Origin of the sequence: Streptomyces sp. NPDC127100, from assembly GCF_042724095.1 — a bacterium.
Lineage (GTDB): Bacteria > Actinomycetota > Actinomycetes > Streptomycetales > Streptomycetaceae > Streptomyces.
This window is the reverse complement of record NZ_JBHXFL010000030.1, coordinates 79844-94917: the sequence shown is the minus strand read 5'-3', so window position 1 is coordinate 94917 and position 15074 is coordinate 79844. Positions and strand designations below refer to the sequence as shown.

Genomic DNA, 15074 nt, shown 5'->3' with positions numbered 1-15074 from the left:
GCGCACCCTCCCTGCCACCGGCCACCTGCCCGGGGCGGCCGGCCTGCGGCCGCCCGGGCGCCCCCCCCCGTGACGGCCGGGGGGGCGGCGCACCCCCGCCCGCCGCGCCGGACGCCGGTTCAGCACCAGCGGGTGCGGGGGCAGTTCCAGTGGCCGCCGCCGCCTCCGCCGCCGTTTCCGTCCGACGAGTCGTCGGAGCCGCCCGTCAGGCCGTTCGGGAAGGCGCTGGTGCGGTTCCGGTCGCCGGGGAACGGGTCCCGGTAGTCCGGGTCGCCGTCGTCGTCCCGGTCCGGCAGGTTCGGCCGGTCGCCGTCCTCGCGGTCCGGGTCGGGGCAGCCGTTGTCCGGGTGGGTCAGTTCGAGCGTCACCCACAGGTCGACGGTGACGTCCCCGCCCTCCGCCGGGTCGGTCGCGCACACCCGCCAGTCGTCGTACTCGCCCTCGTCGGGGAGCTGGTCGTTGACGTACGCGGTGGACGCCCTGATGTGGTCGTCCGGGACGGTCCCGAGGGCGGCGACCTCCTGGTGCGCCGTCTTCCACGTCTTCCAGACGAGATCCGGCATCGTCGGCCACGGGATCGCCCCGCCGTCCGCCGCGGGGCAGGGGGAACCGTTCTTCACCGCGCCGAAGTCGATCGTCCTCGTCCCGGACGACGTCCAGCCGGTCTTCTGGAAGCAGACGGTCCAGTTGAGCCGCATCATGATGCTCTTGTCCTGGTCGGACGCGTCGTGCTCGTCGACGCCGAACCCGGCGGCCTCGGCCCGGTCCCGGGCGTCGTCCAGCGTCATGCCCCGGTAGTCCGCGGCCTCCGGCCGGGGCCTGGGGCTGGGCTTCGGGGTCGTCCCGGCCGCCGACGGCGACGCCGAGGCGAGGGCGCCGGCCGCGACGCCCTTGCCGTCCGCCTCCGCCGCGACGGTCGCCGCGCCGTCCTCGGGCGGATCCGGGAGGACCCCGCCGAGCAGCGCCATGGCCCCGATCGTGACGATCACCTTGGTGCCCTTCTGCCAGGGGCTGTCCTTCCACACCAGGACGATCGCGGCGACCAGGGCGACGAAGCCCAGGTACTCGCTGACCAGGCCGAGCAGGGGCACGGCGGCGACGAAGCCGACGCGGGCCCGGTCGGTCCGCCACCAACGGGTGCCGGGGCGGTCGGGTCCGGGAGGGGCCGGTGGCGTGGGAGGGGCGGGCGGGCGGTGCATGGGCGGTGTCTTTCCTGGTGCGGGTGGTGATGGCCCGTGAGGTCAGTCCGGCGCTCCGTCGGGCGACCGCATCGTACAGTCCGCCCCCGGCCGGGCCGGACCCCGGAGCGACCGGCCCGCCACCCGTGCCAGATGCCGCCCGAACACCTCCCGCGCGTCGGGCGTCAGGGTCCGCAGGGCCACCATCGCCGTGATCACGACGTCGCACAGCTCCGCCTCGACGTCCTCCCACGTGTGGGTGACCCCCTTGCGCGGGTTCTGGCCCGTCGCGCCGATCACCGCCTCGGCGACCTCGCCGACCTCCTCGGACAGCTTCAGCATGCGCAGCAGCAGGCCCTCACGGCCGCCGACGGGCTGGTCCGCCTCCAGCCACTTCCACAGGGCGTCGACGGTGGTCCAGGGGTCGTCGGCGGGCGTGCCGCCTCGGTTGTCGGTCATGCGGGGCAGCCTGCCACGGGCCGCGGGGCCCCCGCGTCAGTCGAACAGCTGCTCCTGCCGGCCCTCCGCCGCCTTGCGTACCCGCTTGTTGCGCGCCCCGACGACCACCGCCGTGGCGGCCGCCGTCGCCGCGAAGGCTGCCGGAACCATCCAGTTCCGGTTCACCGCGTGGCCCAGGGCGTGGTCGACGGAGAGGCGGCCGGGGCCCGTGACGGCGAGGCCGGCGGCCGTCAGGCCCAGGGAGGCCGCGTACTCGTAGCCGCCGGCCTGGGCGAAGAAGCCGTTCGGGGCGTGCACCGCGGCGGCGCCCGTCATCGCGCCGGCCGCCGCCGCGCCCGCGGCCGGGGTGGCCAGGCCCAGGGCCAGCAGCACGCCGCCCCCGGCCTCCGCGAGCCCCGCCGCGGTCGCGCTGGCCCGGCCCGGGGTGTAGCCCATGGACTCCATGGCCTTGCCGGTCCCCTCCAGCCCCCCGCCGCCGAACCAGCCGAGCAGTTTCTGCGCGCCGTGCGCGGCCAGCACGCCGCCCGTCCCCAGACGGAGCAGCAGCAGTCCGAGGTCGCGTCGGTCGTAACAGGTCATGTCTGCTCCTTCGGGCGGTGACGGCGGTGACGGGCGCTTACCGCCGTGACGTCTGGGGTGGGCACCTCCCAGGTTCCCACCGTCGCACCGTCCGCACCCGGCCGGCCCGCCGCGGGCGCCGTTCGGGTGGCGGGGCGCCGGGGCCGGTGTGACGCTGGCCGGCATGACGATTCAGACCACCCGTCTCAGCGACCCGGCCGTCCGGGCCTTCGTCGCCGCCGTCAACGCGCACGACCGCGAGGCCTTCCTGGCGCTGCTCGCGCCGGACGCCACCATGGCCGACGACGGCGACGACCGGGACCTCGCCCAGTGGATCGACCAGGAGATCTTCTCCTCGAACGGCCACATGGAGGTCGACAACGAGTCGAACGGCGGGCGCGCCCTCATCGCCCGCTACCGCAACGACACATGGGGCGAGATGCGCACCCGGTGGAACTTCACCGTCGACGAGGACGGCCGCATCGCCCGGTTCGAGACCGGCCAGGCGTAACGCTCGCGCCGCCCGCCCAAGGCCCCCGCGCACGGTGTGCGCGGCAGCCGTTCCGTCCACCGGTGCGCATCCCGCGGTCCCCCCGCGGGATCCACCCCCACCCGGTGGCCGGAACGGCCGCCGCCTTCCCCCCGGGTATGGCTTGCGGAGCTCCGGAAGGCCGATGCTCCGAGTGTGAAGCTTCGGTGAAGGAAAGTTGAGCATACGACCGCCGCCGCCCGCAAGGGCGCGGACCGTTGCGTTCCGAATGTGCGGATCGTCAAGAGCCTTCCCGGCGGGCCCCGTTCAGCCGCGTCCCACGTACGGCATCGCCGTCGCCAGGACCGTCGCGAACTGCACGTTCGCCTCCAGCGGCAGCTCCGCCATGTGCCGCACCGTGCGCGCCACGTCGGCGACGTCCATCACCGGCTCGGGCACCACCTCCCCGTCGGCCTGCAACGCCCCGGTCCGCATGCCGGCCGTCATGTCGGTCGCCGCGTTGCCGATGTCGATCTGGCCGACCGCGATGCCGTAGGGGCGGCCGTCCAGGGACAGCGACTTGGTCAGGCCCGTCAGCGCGTGCTTGGTCGCCGTGTACGCCACCGAGTGCGGGCGCGGCGTGTGCGCGGAGATCGAGCCGTTGTTGATGATCCGGCCGCCCTGCGGGCTCTGCTCCTTCATCTGCCGGTACGCCGCCTGCGCGCACAGGAACGCCCCGTTGAGGTTGGTGTCCACCACGTGCCGCCACGCGTCGTAGGGCAGGTCCTCGACCGGCACGCCGCCCGGGCCGAACGTCCCGGCGTTGTTGAACAGCAGGTCCAGCCGCCCGAACCGGTCGCGCACGGCGGCGAACAGGGCCGCCACGTCCTCGGGCCGTGACACGTCGGCCCGCACGGGGAAGGCGGTGCCGCCGGGGGCGAGCGCGGCCGTCTCCTCCAGGGGCCCGGTGCGGCGGCCCGCCAGGACCAGCGTCCAGCCCGCGCGCGCCAGTTCGGCGGCGACCGCGCGGCCGATGCCGGAACCGGCACCCGTGACCACGGCGATCCGCCCCTGGTCCGCCATGTCGTACGTTCCCTCGTCGGTGATTCTCACGGTGTTCATGACGCCGCAGCGTACGCGTGGGGGATCGGCCGGCGATCTTGCGGAACTCATCCGTCCGCCACAGCCCCGTCATGTCCGCGCCAAGCCCGCGTCGTTCCCGGCCATTCGAATGCCCCCTGCACCCACCGCAAGGGGAGGAACGGATGACACCCGCGAACCACCAGGCCCCGCACCGTGCCCAGGCCGCCCGGGCCACGCACGCGCCCGAACTCCGCGCCGCCGCCCGCCACCTGGGCCGCCGCCGCTTCCTGACCGTCACCGGCGCCGCCGCGGCGCTCGCCTTCTCCGTGAACCTGCCCGCCGCGGGCACCGCGAGCGCCGCCGAGCTCGACCCGGCGCAGCTCCCCGGCGACCCCTTCACGCTCGGCGTCGCCTCGGGCGACCCGCTGCCGGACTCCGTCCTGCTCTGGACCCGCCTGGCCCCCGCGCCCTACCAGGCCGACAGCGGACTGCCCGCGAAACGCGTCGACGTCGGCTGGGAACTCGCCCTCGACGAACGCTTCCGCCGCGTCGTCAGACGGGGCACCACCACCGCCCACCCCGAGTTCCACCACACCGTCCACGTCGAGGTCGGTCACCTCGCCCCCGGCCACGTCTACTACTACCGCTTCCGCGCCGGCCGCTTCGTCAGCCCCGCCGGCCGCACCCGCACCGCGCCCCCGGCCCGCAGCCGCACCGCCGGGCTCACCTTCGGCCTGGTCTCCTGCCAGCGCTACGACCAGGGCTACTACACCGCCTACCGGCACCTGGCCGAGGAGGACGTGGACGTCGTCTTCCACCTCGGCGACTACCTCTACGAGTACGCCGTCAACTCCGCCGGCGGCTCCCGCGCCTACCCGGCCGGCACCCTGCCCGCGCAGTTCAACCACGAGACGGTGACGCTGGAGGACTACCGCCTGCGGTACGCCCTCTACAAGTCCGACCCCGACCTGCGGGCCGCGCACGCCGCGCACCCCTTCGTCGTCACCTGGGACGACCACGAGACCGAGAACAACTACGCGGGCGACACCCCGGAGAACAGCGTCCCGCCGGAGGAGTTCCTGCTGCGCCGGGCCGCCGCCTACCGGGCGTACTGGGAGAACATGCCGCTGCGCCGCCCCCAGCTCCCCGAGGGCCCGGACCTGAAGCTGTACCGGCGTCTGCACTGGGGCCGGCTCGCCCAGTTCGACGTGCTCGACACCCGCCAGTACCGCTCTGACCAGGCCTACGGCGACGGCTGGCAGTACCCGGGCCCGGAGTCGCAGGACCCGTCGCGCACGCTCACCGGCGACGCCCAGGAGCGCTGGCTGATCAACGGCTGGCACCGGTCGGACGCCGTCTGGAACGTGGTGCCCCAGCAGGTCACCTTCTCCCAGCGGTACAACTCCACCACCGCGCCCTCCAAGGTCTCCATGGACTCCTGGGACGGCTACCCGGCCTCCCGCGAGCGGGTGCTGGCCGGCGCGCAGGCCGCCGGAATCGAGAACCTGATGGTCCTCACCGGCGACGTGCACGTCCACTACGGCTTCGACATCAAGCGCGACTTCGCCGACCCGGACTCCCGGACCCTGGGCACGGAGATCGTCACCTCCTCCGTCACCAGCGGCGGCAACGGCTCCGCGAAGCCGTCCAACTGGGACACGTACCTGGCCGCCAACCCGCACCTGCGGTTCTACAACGGCCTGCGCGGCTACGCGACGGTGTCCCTCGGCCGGGAGCTGGCGCGCGCCGACTTCAAGACGGTGTCCCACGTGACCACGCAGGGCGCGCCGCTCACGACCGCCGCCTCCTTCGTCACGGAGGTGGGGGAGCAGGGGCTCAAGCCGGCGTGACCTCGCGCTCGGCGGCCGGCTCGCCGGCGCGCTCGCCCGGGTAGCGGACGCCGACGCGGTCCCGGATCGCGTCGAGCGTCCGCATCACGGCGAGGGTGCCGTCCAGCGGGACCAGCGGCGACTCGGTCTCACCGGCCCGCAGCGCCCGCATCACCTCCCGGGCCTCGTGCTTGAGGCTCGCGCGGGGCCCGTCGGCCGGGTCGGCCGTGAACTTCTCGGGTTCGCGGCCGTCCCGGTGCAGCACGAAGTGCTCCGGGAAGAAGAAGCCGTCCGGGACGTCGATGCGGCCCAGGGAACCGGTGACCGACGCCGAGTTGGGCGTGCCGCCGGTGATGGAGCAGTGCACCGACGCGAGAGCGCCGCTGTCGTAGGACAGCAGCGCACCCGTCTGGAGGTCGACCCCCTCCTCCGAGAGCACCGCGCGCGCCGCGACGTCCGACGGCTCGCCGAGCAGGAGCTGCGCGAACGACACCGGGTACACGCCGAGGTCGAGCAGCGCGCCGCCGCCCTGCGCCGGGTCCCGCAGCCGGTGCGCCGGTGGGAAGGGTCCGGCCAGTCCGAAGTCCGCCTGGACGCTGCGGACCTCGCCGATCGCACCGTCCTCCACCAGCGCCTTCAGGCGCCGCACCAGCGGATTGCAGTACATCCACATCGCTTCCATCAGGAAGGCCCCGCGCTGCCGTGCCAGCGCGACCAGTTCCTCCGCCTCGCGCACGTTCAGCGTGAACGGCTTCTCGCAGAGCACGTTGCGGCCCGCCTCCAGGCAGAGGCCGGCGGCGGTGCGGTGGGCCGCGTGCGGGGTGGCGACGTACACCACGTCGACGTCCTCGTCCCGGGCCAGCGTCGCCCAGTCGCCGTAGGCCCGCGGTATCCCGAACCGCTCCGCGAAGGCCTTCGCCGACGCCTCGGTCCGCGAGGCGACCGCCACGACCTCCGCGTCCGGCAGATCGACCAGATCCGCCGTGAACGTCGCCGCCATACCGCCGGTCGCCAGAACTCCCCAGCGCACCCTCTGCTCGGCCACCCTGTCCCCACCCTCGCTCACGTTCAGACAAGTCCGTACGAGCTGAGAGCATAGGTGCCGGATCCGGAGAACAGGGAGGGGCACATGCCCGAGCGCGGGCCGTCCATACCGCAGGCGTCACCGACGAACACCGCACGGCCGGGCACGCCCCCGGCGGGCGGGCCGGACCCGCGGCCGGCCGTCCGCGCGCCGCGCGGCGCCCGCCGCACCGGACTGCTGGTCACGCTCGTCCTCGGCGGGCTGACCGCGACCCCGCCGCTGGCGATGGACATGTACCTGCCCGCGCTGCCGGAGGTCACCGAGTCCCTGCGCGCGCCGGCGGCGACCGTCCAGCTCACGCTCACCGCCTGCCTGGCCGGCATGGCCCTCGGGCAGCTCGTCGTCGGCCCGATGAGCGACAAGTGGGGCCGCCGCCGTCCGCTGCTGGTCGGCCTCGCCGTCTACGTCGTCGCCACCGCGCTGTGCGCCGTCGCCCCCACCGTCGAGCTCCTGGTCGCCGTCCGGCTGGCGCAGGGCCTCGCCGGAGCCGCCGCCATCGTCATCGCGCGGGCCGTCGTACGGGACCTGTACGACGGCGTGGCCATGGCCCGCTTCTTCTCCACGCTCATGCTGATCTCCGGCGTCGCCCCGGTCGTCGCTCCGCTCATCGGCGGGCAGATCCTGCGGGTGACGGACTGGCGGGGCGTGTTCGCCGTGCTCACCGTGGTCGGTGTGCTGCTGGGCGGGGTGGTGTGGGCCAGGCTGCCCGAGACGCTGCCGGTGTCCGAACGGCACGCCGGCGGGGTGGGCGACACGCTCCGCTCGATGCGCGGCCTGCTCGCCGACCGGGCCTTCACCGGGTACATGCTCGCCGGCGGCTTCGCCTTCGCCTCGCTGTTCGCCTACGTCTCGGCCTCCCCGTTCGTCGTCCAGGAGATCTACGGCGCCTCCCCGCAGACCTTCAGCCTGCTGTTCGGGCTCAACTCGATCGGCCTGGTCGTCGTCGGCCAGATCAACGGCAGGATCCTCGTCGGGCGGGTCGCCCTGGACCGGGTGCTGGGCCTCGGCCTCCTGGTGGTCATCGCCGCCGCGACCGCCCTGCTGCTGATGACCCTCGGCGTCTTCGGCGAGGTCGGGCTCGTGCCGGTCGCCGCCGCGCTGTTCGTGCTGATGTCCGCGATGGGCATCAGCCTGCCCAACACCCAGGCGCTCGCGCTGATGCGGGTCGAGCGGTCCGCCGGCTCCGCGTCCGCGCTGCTCGGCACCTCCTCCTTCCTCATCGGCGCCGTCGCCTCCCCGCTGGTCGGGATCGCCGGGAAGGACACCGCCCTGCCCATGGCCGTCGTCCAACTCGCCGCGGCGGTGGTGGCGCTGGCCTGCTTCCTGGGCCTGTGCCGTCCCCTGGCGGGGCGCGCGACCGCGGAGGGGGCGGAGAGCTGAGCGCTCCGAGACTGCGCCTCGACACCCCGGAGCGGGCCGGGCTCGACCCCGGGGAGCTCCGTCGTGTCGTGGCCGACGTGCACGCCCTCACCGCCGGCGAGCGGCCCTGGGCGGCCGGGGCCGTCGTGGCCGTGGGCCGCGGGCCGGTGCTCGCCGTCGAGGAGGCGGCGGGCTGGGCCGTGCGGTACGCGTCGTACGACCCGGTCACCGACACGGGCGTGGAGCTGCCCGAGGGCTCCCGGGTGCCGGCGACCGTGGACACGCCCTTCGACCTGGCGTCGCTGACCAAGCTGTTCACCGCGGTCGCCGCCGTGCAGCAGATCGAGCGCGGCACGCTCGGCATCGACGCGGAGGTGGGCGCCTACCTGCCCGACTTCCGCGGGGCCGCGGCGCACGGGACCACCGTGCGGCAGCTTCTGACGCACACCTCCGGGCTGCGGCCCGAACTGCCGCTGTACGACTGCCCCGACGACGAGGCACGGCTGCGGCGGCTGCGCGCGGAACCGCCGGTCGGGGTGCCCGGTACCTACTGCTACTCCGACCTCAACATGCTGCTCCTCCAGCACGTGCTCCAGCGCATCACCGGCCGCGGCCTCGACGTCCTCGTGCGCGACGGGATCACCCGGCCGCTGGGCATGACGGCGACGCGCTTCGGGCCGTGCCCGGAGGCGGCGGCGACGGAGGACCAGCGGCGGCCGTGGGCCAAGGCGGACCGGGGAATGCTGCGGGGCGTCGTCCACGACGAGAACGCCTGGGCGCTGGGCGGCGTGGCGGGGCACGCGGGGCTGTTCTCCACCGCGCGGGACCTCGCGGTCTTCTGCCGGGCGCTGCTCGCGGGCGGCTCCTACGGGCCCGCGCGCATCCTCGGCGCCGACTTCGTGGAGCTGCTCCTGACCGAGCCGGGGCTCGGCTTCGCGCTCGACCGGCCCTGGTTCATGGGGGAGCTGGCGGGGCGCGGGGCGGCGGGGCACACGGGCTTCACGGGGACGATGCTGGTGCTCGACCGGGCGACGGACACGTTCGCGGTCCTGCTCGCCAACACGGTCCACCCGCGGCGGCGGCCGCCGGACAACGGGCCGCGGGCGACGCTGGGGACGCGGGTGGCCCGGGCGGTGCGCGCGGTCCGCCGGGCCGGGGGCCCGCCCCCGCCCCGTAGAATTCCCGGGTGAACGCCCCCGCCAGCTCCGCCGACACCCTGCGCGCCGCCCTCGCCGATCTCCTCGACGGGCTCCCGCCCCGCCAGGCCGCGCAGGCCGTCGAACGGCTGATCGCCAACTACCGGGGGGCCACCCCGACCGACGCCCCGATCCTGCGGGACCGCGCGGACGTCGTCGCGTACGCCGCGTACCGCATGCCGGCGACCTTCGCCGCCGTGCGGTCGGCGCTCGCGGCGTTCTCGGACGCCGTGCCCGGCTGGACGCCCGCGAGCCACACGGACGTGGGTGGCGGGACCGGCGCGGCGACCTGGGCCGTCGGCGACACCTGGGGCGGTGCCCGCCCGGTGACCGTGCTCGACTGGGCCGAGCCCGCGCTCGCCCTCGGCCGGGAGATCGCCGCGGCCGAGCCCGCCCTGCGCGACGTCCGCTGGCAGCGCTCCCGGATCGGGGCGGCGCTCACCCTGGAGAGCATCGACCTCGTCACCGTCTCCTACGTCCTCAACGAACTGACCGCCCCCGACCGCGCCGCCCTCGTCGACGCCGCCGCCGGCGCCGCGCAGGCCGTCGTGATCGTCGAGGCGGGTACGCCCGACGGGTACGCCCGGGTCATCGAGGCCCGCACCCGGCTGATCGCCGCCGGCTTCCACGTCGCCGCCCCCTGTCCGCACAGCGCCGCCTGCCCCATCGTCCCCGGCACGGACTGGTGCCACTTCGCGGCGCGGGTCAGCCGCTCCTCCCTGCACCGGCAGGTCAAGGGCGGCTCCCTCGCCTACGAGGACGAGAAGTTCAGCTACGTGGCCGCCGCCCGCTTCCCGGTCGCCCCCGCGCCCTCCCGCGTCGTCCGGCGCCCGCAGATCCGCAAGGGGCAGGTCCTGCTCGACCTGTGCGAGACCGACGAGCAGCTCCGCCGCCGGACGGTCACCAAGCGCCACGGCGACCTGTACAAGGCGGCCCGCGACGCGGACTGGGGCGACCCGTGGCCCCCGGCGGCGGAGCGCTAGTCACGCCTCCTTCCGGACCGTCTCCTGCCGTTTCTCCTGGAGCCTGCGCAGCAGCTCCCGCTCCCGGGCCCGCGCGTCCGGCGCGCTGCCGGTCCGGTCGCCCCGGCCGCCACCGCGCAGGGCCTCGCGGCCGAGGTTCCGGCGCGCGCCGCCCACGCCCAGCATGTTCCCGGCTCCGCCTCGGGTCATCAGAGCTCACGTCCCTTCACATCCGTGTGCGACGAGACGGTTCGTCTCGCGCTTACCCATCCACTGTCAGGCGAGACGCGCCGTCTTGTCAACTGGTAAATTCGGGCCATGGCCAACCGGAAACCCACCCAGGTCCCGTCCCCCGGCAAAGCGCACCCCGACGTCACGCGCCGCAGCGCCAGGTCCCGCCGGGCCATCTACGAGGCCGCCCTCGCGCTCGTCGCCGAGGCCGGCTACCCGAGGACCACCATCGAGGGCATCGCCGCCCGCGCCGGCGTCGGCAAGCAGACCATCTACCGCTGGTGGTCCTCCAAGGCGGAGGTCCTGCTCGAAGCGTTCCTCGACCTCGAGGAGCAGGCCGTCGAGGCCCAGGGGCAGCAGGACACGTACGCCATCCCGGACACCGGCGACCTCGCCGCCGACCTCAAGGCCGTGCTGCGCGCCACCGTCGACCAGCTGCACGACCCGAAGTTCGAGGCCCCCTCCCGCGCCCTGGCCGCGGAGGGCGTCGTCAACGAACAGCTCGGCCGGGAGTTCGTCGCCAAGCTGCTCGAGCCCTCGCTCCAGCTCTACGTCGACCGGCTGCGCGCCGCCCAGGAGGCCGGTCAGCTCCGGCCGGAGATCGACCCGCGCATCGCCCTCGAGCTCTTCGTCTCACCGCTCGCCCAGCGTTGGCTCCAGTACACGGCCCCGATCTCCTACGACTACACCGACACGCTCGTCGACTACGCGCTGTACGGACTCGCTCCCCGCTGACCAGTGAAGTTTGTCCCTTTCCCGGCCCCGAAGCGCGGAATGGTGGGACGATAGGGCATGCTGGGGCGCACGACGGCTAGGCGAGGAGATAGATGAGCGCGGACTTCGGTGGCCGGACCGGCTTGCGGGACAAACTCTCCCAGTGGCTGCGCAAGGGCCGCCCGAAGGAGGCCGCCGGTGACGGCGGCCGGGAGTCCCTGCTGCTCGCCGCCGCCGCCGCGGGACTGCCGCTGGCTCCCGCCGCCCACCCGGTCGGCTACCGCTGTTCCTGCGACCGCGTCGGCTGTCCCACCCCCGCCCGGCACCCGGTGTCGTTCGCCTGGCAGACGCAGTCCACCACCGACCGGGCACAGCTCGAACGCTGGGTCCGGCACCAGCCGCAGGCCAACTTCATCACCGCGACCGGCATGGTGCACGACGTTCTCGACGTACCCCTCGAGGCCGGCCGCGAGGCGCTGCGGCGGCTGCTCGACGCGGGCGTCGAGGCCGGCCCCGTCGCCGAGAGCGACGACGGCCGCATGCTGTTCTTCACCCTCACCCGCGGCACGCCCGAGGAGGAGGACGAGTGGTGGCCGTGCGAGCTGGACTGCCACCCCGAGACCATGGACGAGCACCCCGGTCTGCGCTGGCACTGCCGCGGCTCCTACGTGCTCGTACCGCCCGCCCGGCTGCCCGGCGAGGACCGGACGGTGCACTGGGTGCGCGGCCCCGAGCACCCGCTGCCCGAGCCGCTGACCCTGCTGGAGACCCTCACCGACGCCTGCGCCCGGCACGTCGGCGAGGAGAGCGACCCGGCCGGCACCGCCTGGCCGCTGCGCCGCTGAGCGAAGGCCGGCCGCGGGGCGCTACTCGCCCTTCGCCGACGTCATGCCCTGGATGCGGCCCAGGACCGACACCTGACCGCTGCCCGCCGGGTCCAGCGCGACCTCGTTGGAGACGAACTCCATCGTCAGGGACTGCTTGATCTCGCCGTCCGTCAGCGCCAGCACGTCCTTGTTCGGGGCCGGCACCGAAGTGCCCTGCGCGGCGGTCTGCTTCTCGAAGTGGCGCGTGGTGAAGAACACCATCGCCCCGCCGTCCTTCGTCCGCAGCGCCAGCGGTGCGTAGTCGCCGTCCGTCAGCGGTTCGTCGATGTACTGGGTGACCAGGCCCGGCCTGATCGACCGCTTCTCGCGCAGCGCGCGCCACGAGCTGGTGTGCGCGCCGTCCGCGAAGACCTTCCCGCCGTCCTTGAGGTACGCCGTGTAGTCCTTGCTCAGTCCGGCGGGCGCGGCGGCCAGTTCGGTGGAGTTCGCGGGAACCGCCTCGGCCCAGCCGTCCCCGTCGGTCTTGAACTCGGGCACGTCGCCGGGAGCGACCAGCGTCAGGTAGGCCACCTCCCAGGTGTCCTCCAGACCGTCGCGGGTGAACACCAGCAGCCAGCGCGCCGCGCCGCCCTTGTTGGCCCTGGTGTCGGCGACGAACCAGCGCGGCCAGCCGGCCTTCTTCGGGATCGTGAACTTCGCGTCCGTCAGCTCCAGCGGCGTGTGCGACGGGTTGCCGCCCGGGTTGTTGGCCCGGCCGGCCTTCAGCCGCGCCGAGTCGATGGCGGCGAGGGCGCCGGTGGTGTACTCGGCGTCCAGGGAACCGTCGTACGCCTTGTCGGCCTCGTTGTACGCGTCCGTGAACCGTTCGAGCGCCTTCGCGGCCTCGGCCCGGGTGGCCGCGGGGAGCACCTCGCGCTCGCCGTGCACCACCACGCAGCCGCTCGCGGACAACGACAAAGCCGTCACCGAGACCGCTATCAGCGCGCTCCGGTCAAGCCTGCGGGGCCTTCGAGGGCCGCGATCCCTGCTCATCAGGTTCCTTCACCTTCCCCTTCCCGGAGGCGAACCCTACCGGGGCGAGGAACAGCGCGAGCGCCGGGACCAGGTACAGCAGCCACACCGTGACCTGGAGGACGGTCGGGTCGGGCTGGAAGTTGAACACGCCCTTCAGCAGGGTGCCGTACCAGCTCGCCGGATCGACGGTGCCGCTGATGTCGAAGGCCAGGTTCGTCAGGCCGGGCAGCAGGTCGGCCTCCTGGAGGTCGTGCACCCCGTACGCCAGCACGCCCGCGGCCACGACGACCAGCATGCCGCCGGTCCAGGTGAAGAACTTGGCCAGGTTGATGCGCAGCGCGCCCTTGTAGAACAGCCAGCCGAGCAGCACCGCCGTCGCCAGGCCCAGGGCCACGCCGATCAGCGGGCGCGGGGTGCCGTCGCTCGCCGCGTGCACCGACGCCCACACGAACAGGGCGGTCTCCAGGCCCTCGCGGCCGACGGCGAGGAACGCGGTGGCCACCAGCGCGCCCGTGCCCATCCTCAGGGCCGCGTCCAGCCGGCCGTGCAGCTCCGACTTCAGGTGACGGGCGGTGCGCCGCATCCAGAACACCATCCACGTCACCAGCACCACGGCGAGGATGGACAGGGAGCCGCCGAGGGCCTCCTGCGCCTTGAACGTCAGTTCCTGGGAGCCGAATTCGAGCGCGCAGCCGAAGCCGAGCGCGATGGCGACGGCGACGCCGATGCCGGCCCAGATCGGCTTCAGCGCGTCCCGGCGGCCGGTCTTGACCAGGTAGGCGATGAGGATGCAGACGACGAGGGAGGCCTCCAGGCCCTCACGCAGTCCGATCAGATAGTTGGAGAACACGGTTACGCCTCCTTGGCGAACAGCGTGCTGCCCCACCAGTCGTCCGCGTCACGGACGCCGGGCGGGATCGCGAAGACCGCCGAACCCACGTGCTGGATGTATTCGTTGAGCGCGTCCGTCGCCAGACTGCGCTGGACGCGGATGAAACCGCTGCGCACGTCGCGCTGGTAGGCGAGGAAGAACAGGCCCGCGTCCAGGCGGCCCAGACCGTCGGTGCCGTCGGTGAACGAGTAGCCGCGGCGCAGGATGGTCGCCCCGCCGTTGGCGTCGGGGTGCGCCAGCCGGACGTGCGCGTCGGGCTTCATCGCCTTCAGGAACGGCTCGTCGCGCTCCTTCGCCTTGCCGACCGGGGCGCCCTCGCCCTTGTCGCGGCCGAAGACGTCCTCCTGCTCCTGGAGCGAGGTGCGGTCCCAGGTCTCGATGTGCATGCGGATGCGCCGGGCGACCAGGTAGGAGCCGCCCGCCATCCAGTCGGCGCCGTCCTTCGCGCCGGCCCACACGTGCTCGTCCAGCCGCTCCGTCTCCGTGCCCGAGATGTTGCGGGTGCCGTCCTTGAAGCCGAACAGGTTGCGCGGGGTCTGGGCGTCCGCCGTCGTCGAGGACGTCTTGCCGAAGCCGAGCTGGGACCAGCGCACGACGACCCTGCCGAAGCCGATGCGGGCCAGCTGGCGGATCGCGTGCACGGCGACCTGCGGGTCGTCCGCGCAGGCCTGGACGCACAGGTCGCCGCCGCTGCGGTTCCTGTCGAGGTTGTCGCCGGGGAACTTCGGCAGGTCGACCAGCGCCTCGGGGCGCTGTTCGGCGAGCCCGAACTTCCCGAACAGGGACGGCCCGAAGCCGATGGTGAGCGTCAGCCGGGACGGCCTGAGGCCCAGCGCCTCGCCGGTGTCGTCCGGCGGGGCCTCCGCCAGTCCGCCGTAGGCGCCCTCGCCGACCGGTTCCCCGGCGGTCATCCTCCGGGCCGCCGCCGTCCACTCCTTCAGCAGCCGCACGAACGCGGCACGGTCGTCGGTGGTCACGTCGAACGCCGCGAAGTGCAGCCGGTCCTGTACCGGGGTGGCGATGCCCGCCTGGTGCGCACCGTGGAAGTCCACCGCGCCGCCCGCGTCGGCGCCGGCCGGGTCCACGTCGTCGCCGGCGCGGGCCATCGCCATCGCCCCGCCGGCCGCGGCGGCACCGAGGGCGAGCCCCGCGCCGCCCCAGCCGATCAGCGCCCGGCGCGTGGGGGCCTGCGCCCTGCCGTCCGTGTCCGTCATCGTCG

16 protein-coding genes are annotated in these 15074 nt (G+C 74.1%); 7 read left to right on the top strand and 9 right to left on the bottom strand.

The features are described 5' to 3' along the window. Nucleotides 1–119: 119 nt before the first annotated feature. The 3 genes from ACFWJB_RS24585 to ACFWJB_RS24575 are packed head-to-tail and all read right to left on the bottom strand — an operon-like array spanning nucleotide 120 to nucleotide 2216. On the bottom strand, nucleotides 120–1199 hold the full coding sequence (locus ACFWJB_RS24585) for a hypothetical protein (RefSeq protein ID WP_386924875.1): 1080 nt from the start codon (nucleotides 1197–1199) through the stop codon (nucleotides 120–122). A gap of 42 nt (nucleotides 1200–1241) precedes the next feature. Next, the gene (locus ACFWJB_RS24580; protein ID WP_386924873.1) at nucleotides 1242–1637 is read right to left on the bottom strand and encodes a MazG-like family protein; all 396 of its coding nucleotides are present in this window, start codon (nucleotides 1635–1637) and stop codon (nucleotides 1242–1244) included. Nucleotides 1638–1673: 36 nt separating this feature from the next. Then, nucleotides 1674–2216, bottom strand: a complete 543-nt coding sequence (locus tag ACFWJB_RS24575; protein ID WP_385469950.1) for a DoxX family protein — start codon at nucleotides 2214–2216, stop codon at nucleotides 1674–1676. Between the two features lie 163 nt (nucleotides 2217–2379). On the opposite strand from ACFWJB_RS24575, the gene ACFWJB_RS24570 reads away from it, so the two are divergent. Continuing rightward, complete coding sequence (locus ACFWJB_RS24570) at nucleotides 2380–2706, top strand: nuclear transport factor 2 family protein (RefSeq protein WP_385469948.1); 327 nt, start codon at nucleotides 2380–2382, stop codon at nucleotides 2704–2706. Between the two features lie 285 nt (nucleotides 2707–2991). Here ACFWJB_RS24570 and ACFWJB_RS24565 read toward each other — a convergent pair whose 3' ends face one another. After that, complete coding sequence (locus ACFWJB_RS24565) at nucleotides 2992–3786, bottom strand: SDR family oxidoreductase (protein WP_385460518.1); 795 nt, start codon at nucleotides 3784–3786, stop codon at nucleotides 2992–2994. A 143-nt stretch (nucleotides 3787–3929) separates the two neighbouring features. Between ACFWJB_RS24565 and ACFWJB_RS24560 the strand changes: the two genes are divergently transcribed. Further along, a complete protein-coding gene (locus ACFWJB_RS24560) occupies nucleotides 3930–5597 on the top strand; it encodes an alkaline phosphatase D family protein (RefSeq protein WP_385460521.1) in 1668 nt (555 codons plus the stop codon). On the opposite strand, the gene ACFWJB_RS24555 is transcribed toward ACFWJB_RS24560, so the two are convergent. Then, nucleotides 5584–6621, bottom strand: coding sequence for a Gfo/Idh/MocA family protein (locus tag ACFWJB_RS24555; protein ID WP_385460524.1), 1038 nt, complete (start codon nucleotides 6619–6621; stop codon nucleotides 5584–5586). The genes ACFWJB_RS24560 and ACFWJB_RS24555 overlap by 14 nt on opposite strands. Nucleotides 6622–6705: 84 nt before the next feature. Here ACFWJB_RS24555 and ACFWJB_RS24550 point away from each other — a divergent pair, with 84 nt between their 5' ends. The 3 genes from ACFWJB_RS24550 to ACFWJB_RS24540 are packed head-to-tail and all read left to right on the top strand — an operon-like array spanning nucleotide 6706 to nucleotide 10198. Continuing rightward, nucleotides 6706–8040 carry a multidrug effflux MFS transporter gene (locus tag ACFWJB_RS24550; RefSeq protein ID WP_385460528.1) on the top strand — a complete coding sequence of 445 codons (1335 nt, stop codon included), beginning with the start codon at nucleotides 6706–6708 and terminating at the stop codon, nucleotides 8038–8040. Further along, a complete protein-coding gene (locus ACFWJB_RS24545) occupies nucleotides 7977–9209 on the top strand; it encodes a serine hydrolase domain-containing protein (protein ID WP_385460662.1) in 1233 nt (410 codons plus the stop codon). Before ACFWJB_RS24550 ends, ACFWJB_RS24545 begins: the two co-directional genes overlap by 64 nt. Continuing rightward, complete coding sequence (locus ACFWJB_RS24540) at nucleotides 9206–10198, top strand: small ribosomal subunit Rsm22 family protein (protein WP_385460530.1); 993 nt, start codon at nucleotides 9206–9208, stop codon at nucleotides 10196–10198. The genes ACFWJB_RS24545 and ACFWJB_RS24540 overlap by 4 nt, the downstream gene beginning before the upstream one ends. On the opposite strand, the gene ACFWJB_RS24535 is transcribed toward ACFWJB_RS24540, so the two are convergent. Further along, entirely contained in the window at nucleotides 10199–10387 is a 189-nt protein-coding gene (locus tag ACFWJB_RS24535) for a DUF6243 family protein (RefSeq protein WP_386924870.1), read from the bottom strand. Between the two features lie 108 nt (nucleotides 10388–10495). Between ACFWJB_RS24535 and ACFWJB_RS24530 the strand changes: the two genes are divergently transcribed. Further along, complete coding sequence (locus tag ACFWJB_RS24530; protein WP_385460536.1) at nucleotides 10496–11143, top strand: TetR/AcrR family transcriptional regulator; 648 nt, start codon at nucleotides 10496–10498, stop codon at nucleotides 11141–11143. A 92-nt stretch (nucleotides 11144–11235) separates the two neighbouring features. Then, the gene (locus ACFWJB_RS24525; RefSeq protein ID WP_385460539.1) at nucleotides 11236–11967 is read left to right on the top strand and encodes a bifunctional DNA primase/polymerase; all 732 of its coding nucleotides are present in this window, start codon (nucleotides 11236–11238) and stop codon (nucleotides 11965–11967) included. Nucleotides 11968–11988: 21 nt separating this feature from the next. Here ACFWJB_RS24525 and ACFWJB_RS24520 read toward each other — a convergent pair whose 3' ends face one another. Genes ACFWJB_RS24520 through efeB form a run of 3 tightly spaced genes read right to left on the bottom strand, consistent with a single transcriptional unit; the run spans nucleotide 11989 to nucleotide 15069 of the window. Beyond that, a complete protein-coding gene (locus tag ACFWJB_RS24520; RefSeq protein WP_385460542.1) occupies nucleotides 11989–12981 on the bottom strand; it encodes a hypothetical protein in 993 nt (330 codons plus the stop codon). Then, entirely contained in the window at nucleotides 12941–13813 is an 873-nt protein-coding gene (gene efeU / locus ACFWJB_RS24515; protein ID WP_385460545.1) for an iron uptake transporter permease EfeU, read from the bottom strand. The genes ACFWJB_RS24520 and efeU overlap by 41 nt, the downstream gene beginning before the upstream one ends. Before the next feature lie 2 nt (nucleotides 13814–13815). Next, nucleotides 13816–15069 carry an iron uptake transporter deferrochelatase/peroxidase subunit gene (efeB, locus tag ACFWJB_RS24510; RefSeq protein ID WP_385460548.1) on the bottom strand — a complete coding sequence of 418 codons (1254 nt, stop codon included), beginning with the start codon at nucleotides 15067–15069 and terminating at the stop codon, nucleotides 13816–13818. Nucleotides 15070–15074: the final 5 nt, after the last annotated feature.

Excerpts from the sequence above, each read along its gene's own strand:
- ACFWJB_RS24585 (WP_386924875.1), bottom strand. The coding sequence starts at position 1,199 with ATGCACCGCCCGCCCGCCCCTCCCACGCCACCGGCCCCTCCCGGACCC.
- ACFWJB_RS24580 (WP_386924873.1), bottom strand. The coding sequence starts at position 1,637 with ATGACCGACAACCGAGGCGGCACGCCCGCCGACGACCCCTGGACCACC.
- ACFWJB_RS24575 (WP_385469950.1), bottom strand. The coding sequence starts at position 2,216 with ATGACCTGTTACGACCGACGCGACCTCGGACTGCTGCTGCTCCGTCTG.
- ACFWJB_RS24570 (WP_385469948.1), top strand. The coding sequence starts at position 2,380 with ATGACGATTCAGACCACCCGTCTCAGCGACCCGGCCGTCCGGGCCTTC.
- ACFWJB_RS24565 (WP_385460518.1), bottom strand. The coding sequence starts at position 3,786 with ATGAACACCGTGAGAATCACCGACGAGGGAACGTACGACATGGCGGAC.
- ACFWJB_RS24560 (WP_385460521.1), top strand. The coding sequence starts at position 3,930 with ATGACACCCGCGAACCACCAGGCCCCGCACCGTGCCCAGGCCGCCCGG.
- ACFWJB_RS24550 (WP_385460528.1), top strand. The coding sequence starts at position 6,706 with ATGCCCGAGCGCGGGCCGTCCATACCGCAGGCGTCACCGACGAACACC.
- ACFWJB_RS24535 (WP_386924870.1), bottom strand. The coding sequence starts at position 10,387 with ATGACCCGAGGCGGAGCCGGGAACATGCTGGGCGTGGGCGGCGCGCGC.
- ACFWJB_RS24530 (WP_385460536.1), top strand. The coding sequence starts at position 10,496 with ATGGCCAACCGGAAACCCACCCAGGTCCCGTCCCCCGGCAAAGCGCAC.
- ACFWJB_RS24525 (WP_385460539.1), top strand. The coding sequence starts at position 11,236 with ATGAGCGCGGACTTCGGTGGCCGGACCGGCTTGCGGGACAAACTCTCC.
- ACFWJB_RS24520 (WP_385460542.1), bottom strand. The coding sequence starts at position 12,981 with ATGAGCAGGGATCGCGGCCCTCGAAGGCCCCGCAGGCTTGACCGGAGC.
- efeB (WP_385460548.1), bottom strand. The coding sequence starts at position 15,069 with ATGACGGACACGGACGGCAGGGCGCAGGCCCCCACGCGCCGGGCGCTG.